The sequence below is a fragment of the Rhodococcus sp. (in: high G+C Gram-positive bacteria) genome (assembly GCF_049286785.1).
Classification (GTDB): Bacteria; Actinomycetota; Actinomycetes; order Mycobacteriales; family Mycobacteriaceae; genus Rhodococcus_F.
Genome location: NZ_JBAQEO010000827.1, coordinates 1 through 4,911 on the forward strand (window position 1 = coordinate 1; position 4,911 = coordinate 4,911).

Consider the following 4,911-nt stretch of genomic DNA (forward strand, 5'->3'; position numbering starts at 1 on the left):
CGAAACCCATGAACACCTGTTCAAGTGTTCATACGTGAAACTAGACTTCGAACCAGGCAACCGGGTGCGTTCCAGCATTGCGCAGAGGGAGATCGTCGTGGAATTCGAAGCCATGCACATGAGTGACGGGTTGATCGACGCACCGACCTCCTTGCTCTTCGTGGCCGTGGCCGTGGGTTGCGTGTCGATCGCTGCATGGCGCGCACGCGCGGAACTCGACGAGCGGACCGCCCCGATGGCAGGGCTGGTGGCGGCGTTCATCTTCGCGGTGCAAATGGTCAACTTCCCCGTCCTTCCCGGCGTGAGCGGTCACCTGCTCGGCGGCGCCCTGGCCGCCATCCTGGTCGGTCCGTTCACCGGCATCCTCTGCGTGTCGATCGTGCTGATCGTGCAGGCACTGCTCTTCGCCGACGGCGGTCTGACAGCCCTGGGTGCCAACATCACCAACATGGCCGTCGTCGGGGTGACGGCCGGCTACGTCGTTGCGCTGGCATTGCGACCCCTGCTGCCCCGCGGCCTCGGCGCACTGGCGTTCACGGCCGCGCTGTGTGGCACACTCGCCGCGTCGATGGGCTTCGTGCTCGAGTACGCGATCGGCGGGCAGTCGGCAGGTACGGGTTCGACGTCCCTCGGCGCCGTGTCCGCCTACATGCTCGGGGCGCACGCTCTGATCGGGATCGGCGAGGGCGTCATCACCGCAGTCACGGTGACCGCGGTCGCCAGGTCACGGCCCGACCTCGTGTATCTCCTCCGGACCGCGCCGAGCCGCGTGGCGGCGCAGGCATGACCGCCCCCCGACCGTCCGTCCGCCGTGTTCTGGCGAGTTTCGCCCTGGCGGCGCTGCTGATCGCCGGCGTCGTCTCCTACCTGGCCAGTTCGAGTCCCGATGGTCTCGACAGCGCCACTACCCGTGGTTGCGACACCGTGGAGACCGACACCGGGGAGGCGCTGGTGGGTGACTGCATCGCCCGGAACGCGACCGCACACCACCTGTCCGACTCCCCGCTCGCCGGCTACACGGTGGGTGACCGGTCGCAGCTGACCGGAGTGGCCGGTGTCGTCGGTGTCGTCGCGACCCTCGTCGTCGCCGGCGGACTGTTCGGATTGCTTGCCCGCCGCCCCCGCGCCGACGTCGAATCCGCCGCACCGGACGCGGGCGCCTAGCCGTGGGTGCCGGTCATGCACATCCGCTGTATCTCGAAGGGCGATCGCCCGTCCACCGGTTGCCTCCCGAAGTGAAGATCGTGTGTGCGGTGGTCGCGGTGTTCGCAGTGGTCGCCACGCCGCGGGAAGTGTTCTGGGCCTTCGGGGTATACCTGCTGGTCTTGATGGTTGTGTGGCGCGTGGCGGTTATCACCCTCGGGTGGATCGCCCCGCGCATGCTGATCGAGGTGCCGTTCGTGACCCTCGCCGTTCTGCTGCCGTTCGCCGAGGGCGGGGACCGGGTGTCCGTTATCGGAGTGTCTCTGTCGGTGGACGGCCTGTATGCGGCGTGGGCCATCCTGGTGAAAGGCACACTGGGTGTTCTGATCTCGCTCACTCTGGCCGCTACCACCCCGGCGCGGGACCTACCCGCCGGCCTCGCGCACCTGCGAGTGCCGCCCATGATCACCACCATCGTCGTCCTGATGCTGCGCTATCTCGATCTGCTCACGGCCGAAGCGGGGCGGATGCGAACCGCGCGGCTGTCGAGGGGCGACGACCCCCGGACCTTCCGCCAGATCGGCGCGACCGCACGCGGTGTGGGCGGGCTGTTCGTGCGCTCGTACGAACGGGGTGAGCGGGTCCATCTCGCGATGCTCTCTCGCGGTTTCACCGGTGCGGTTCCCACCGTCGGCACCCCCACGGTCACCGCCGCCACCTGGGCCGCGGGACTCACACCCGCCTTCGGTGCTGTCGTCATCTGCCTCACCGCGTGGGCGCTTCCGTGACCGGGGCCGTACACCTCGAACGCGTGTCGTTCACCTACCCGGACGGACGGCAGGCGCTGAGTCGGATCGATCTCGACGTGCAGTCCGGTGAACGGGTGGCGGTGCTCGGTCCCAACGGCGCCGGCAAGACCACACTGATGTTGCACCTCAACGGCATTCTTGCGGCAACCGACGGCAGCGTGACCGTCGGCGGTCTGGAATTGACGCGCGGCGCCGGCCGGGACACGCTGCGTGAGGTGCGGCGCCGCGTCGGCATCGTTTTCCAGGACCCCGACGACCAGCTGTTCATGCCCACCGTCGCGCAGGACGTGGCGTTCGGTCCGGCGAACTTCGGGGTCACCGGCGCCGCCCTCGAGGAACGGGTCCGCGAGGCCCTGGGCGCCGTCGACATGGCGGCGCACGCAGAACGGAATCCGGCGCACCTGTCGGTGGGGCAGCGCCGTCGCGTCGCGCTGGCAACCGTTCTCGCCTGCACGCCGGACGTTCTCGTCCTCGACGAGCCGTCGAGCAATCTCGATCCGGTGGCCCGGCGCGAACTGGCCGAGGTTCTGACAGGCATCGATACCACTCTCCTGCTCGTCACGCACGACCTTCCCTATGCCGCCCAGTTGTGCACGCGGGCCGTCATCCTCGATGGCGGTCACATCGTGGCGGACGGGCCGATTCGCGAACTGCTCGGCGACACCGATCTCCTCGCGGCCCACCGTCTCGAACTGCCCTGGGGATTCCTGCTTCCGCGCACCGACCGGTGACAGCGGGCACCGCGGAGGCTCACGATGGAAGGACGAGGCTCTTCACTCACGCCGACCGGAGGTCAGCGATGTCCACACCCGCATCCCACACCCCGACATCCAGCGAGATGGCCCAACGCATCTTCGACGCCTCGCTCGGCGCGATCGACCTCCTGGCCATCCATCTGGGCGATCGTCTCGGCTGGTATCGCAGCCTGACGACCGACGGCCCGGCAACGCCGGACGAGTTGGCCGGACGCACGTCGACCCATCCGCGGTACGCGCGGGAGTGGCTCGAACAGCAGGCCGTGTCCGGATTGCTCACCGTGGACGACAGCGAGCCCAGACGATTCGCGCTACCCGCAGGCGTGGCCGAAGTACTCACGGACGAGCAGAGTCTCGACTACCTCGCTCCGCTGGCCCGCATCTTCGTCGCCGCCACCACCCAGATACCCGCCCTGCTCGACGCGTACCGCACCGGTGGAGGTGTGGGGTGGGCGCAGTACGGCGCCGACGCCCGGGAGTCGCAGGCCGACATGAATCGACCCTGGTACGAGAAGGTACTACCCGGAGCGCTGGCTTCGGTCCCCGACGTGGACGCCCATCTCCGCACTCCCGGCGCTACTATCGCCGACATCGGATGCGGCGGCGCGTGGTCCACCATCGCCCTTGCCCGCACCTACCCCGAGGCCGAGTTGCATGGCTACGACATCGACGCCGCCACCGTCGAACTCGCAAAGTCCAATATTGCCTCGCAACCCGACGTCGCCGGACGGATCACCGTCATGCAGGCCGACGCGGCGGGAATCCCCGAGGGAAAGCTCACGGCAGCGTTCGCGTTCGAGTGCATTCACGACATGCCCGCTCCGGTCGAGGTCCTGACCGCGGTAAGCAAGGCACTGGCACCCGGCGGGTTCATGATCGTGATGGACGAGGCGGTGGACGACGAGTTCTCCGCCCCCGGAAGCGACATCGAGCGCCTGATGTACGGATTCAGTCTCACCGTGTGTCTTCCGGACGGAATGAACCACTCGCCGAGCGCCGCCACCGGAACGGTCATGCGTCCGAGCATATTGCGCGGGTACGCCGAGGCGGCCGGTTTCACCCATATGGACGTACTTCCCATCGACGATTTCGGGTTCTGGCGGTTCTACCGCCTGACGGTCTGACACCCACGCCCGCAACTTCATACGTACGTATTTTCCGAAAGGCCGAAAACAGGGGCGGTCCGAGGGGGAAGATGTCTTCAGTAGGGCAGGTTACGGACGCTTTCGCCGGTCGGGGCGAGCGTGGAGCGCCAGGTCGAACCAGTGTGTCATGTGTTATCCGGCTACGACGCGTGGGAAAACGCCATGAAACTGCATAAAGTGACAGCACTCGCAGCGCTGTTGATCGCCACGCTGTGTGTGGGCGCGGGCACTGCGTATTCCGCTCCCGTACCAACTCCCGGCAAGGCCGTGCTCTCCAGCACTGCATTCGGAGCTGACGGACGCTCGGTCGACACCGTCCTCGACTCAGGCCGCTTCGCGCTGTCGAAGGCGTCGGCCTCTGTCGATGTCTACAACGACGCGGGAACAACCGTGGGCTCCATCCCTTTGCGCTACTCGATCGCCGGCGTCCAGTTCGCCATCGATCCCGTCGTCTCCGCTGACGGCCGATTCCTCGGTCTCACACCGACAACGACACCGGTTTCGGGGGCACTCGATCTCAACCTGGTGGACAGGGATTCCGCCTACGCCAACATGATCAGGCAGATCGAAATCGGCTGGAACAACGGTGGCGGCGTGGCCACCGCGGTCGGCGCGGGAATCGGCTTCGTCGTCGGGTGCATCTTCTTCGTCATCGGCGGCTGCATCCCCGGTGCGGCGGTAGGCGCGGCGATCGGTGCCGTGACGGGCATCAGTAATGCCAACCCCGCTGCGACACCGGCGGTATACGAGTTCCTGGGGACACTCTGACAGATGCCAACTTCCTTCGAGCAAGCCCGATTCGGGAGGACGATGGACGAATTCGATCACGGGGAGCATCACCGCGCACCCACAGCTGTTATCCAGCCGTCAGGTACTGCAAGTGAATATGGTCCACGCACAACGCTGTCTAGTGCTCGGGTGCGGGCCGTGTTCATCCTACGACATGGTGGGAAATCCATGAAACTCTTCAAGACTCTGACGTTGTCCATTCTCGTCGTCTCCGCGATGACCCTCGGAGCCGGTACGGCTTACGCAGACCCGGGGCCGCAGGGGATCGAC

Annotated in this window: 6 protein-coding genes; all 6 read left to right on the forward strand. The window is 66.7% G+C overall.

Annotation, left to right across the window (positions count from 1 at the left end):
• The first annotated feature begins 112 nt into the window (after positions 1-112).
• The 6 genes from WAW17_RS29690 to WAW17_RS29715 all read left to right on the forward strand — a co-directional run bounded on the left by WAW17_RS29690 (position 113) and on the right by WAW17_RS29715 (position 4,620).
• Positions 113-787, forward strand: coding sequence for an energy-coupling factor ABC transporter permease (locus WAW17_RS29690; RefSeq protein ID WP_422336437.1), 675 nt, complete (start codon positions 113-115; stop codon positions 785-787).
• The gene (locus WAW17_RS29695; RefSeq protein ID WP_422336432.1) at positions 784-1,164 is read left to right on the forward strand and encodes a PDGLE domain-containing protein; all 381 of its coding nucleotides are present in this window, start codon (positions 784-786) and stop codon (positions 1,162-1,164) included. The genes WAW17_RS29690 and WAW17_RS29695 overlap by 4 nt, the downstream gene beginning before the upstream one ends.
• A gap of 2 nt (positions 1,165-1,166) precedes the next feature.
• A complete protein-coding gene (gene cbiQ, locus WAW17_RS29700; protein WP_422336433.1) occupies positions 1,167-1,931 on the forward strand; it encodes a cobalt ECF transporter T component CbiQ in 765 nt (254 codons plus the stop codon).
• On the forward strand, positions 1,916-2,683 hold the full coding sequence (locus WAW17_RS29705) for an energy-coupling factor ABC transporter ATP-binding protein (RefSeq protein ID WP_422336434.1): 768 nt from the start codon (positions 1,916-1,918) through the stop codon (positions 2,681-2,683). Before cbiQ ends, WAW17_RS29705 begins: the two co-directional genes overlap by 16 nt.
• A gap of 68 nt (positions 2,684-2,751) precedes the next feature.
• Positions 2,752-3,831, forward strand: coding sequence for a methyltransferase domain-containing protein (locus tag WAW17_RS29710; RefSeq protein WP_422336435.1), 1,080 nt, complete (start codon positions 2,752-2,754; stop codon positions 3,829-3,831).
• 183 nt (positions 3,832-4,014) lie between these two features.
• Entirely contained in the window at positions 4,015-4,620 is a 606-nt protein-coding gene (locus WAW17_RS29715) for a hypothetical protein (RefSeq protein WP_422336436.1), read from the forward strand.
• Positions 4,621-4,911 lie beyond the last annotated feature (291 nt).

Excerpts from the sequence above, each read along its gene's own strand:
- WAW17_RS29715 (WP_422336436.1), top strand. The coding sequence starts at position 4,015 with ATGAAACTGCATAAAGTGACAGCACTCGCAGCGCTGTTGATCGCCACG.
- WAW17_RS29695 (WP_422336432.1), top strand. The coding sequence starts at position 784 with ATGACCGCCCCCCGACCGTCCGTCCGCCGTGTTCTGGCGAGTTTCGCC.
- WAW17_RS29710 (WP_422336435.1), top strand. The coding sequence starts at position 2,752 with ATGTCCACACCCGCATCCCACACCCCGACATCCAGCGAGATGGCCCAA.
- WAW17_RS29690 (WP_422336437.1), top strand. The coding sequence starts at position 113 with ATGCACATGAGTGACGGGTTGATCGACGCACCGACCTCCTTGCTCTTC.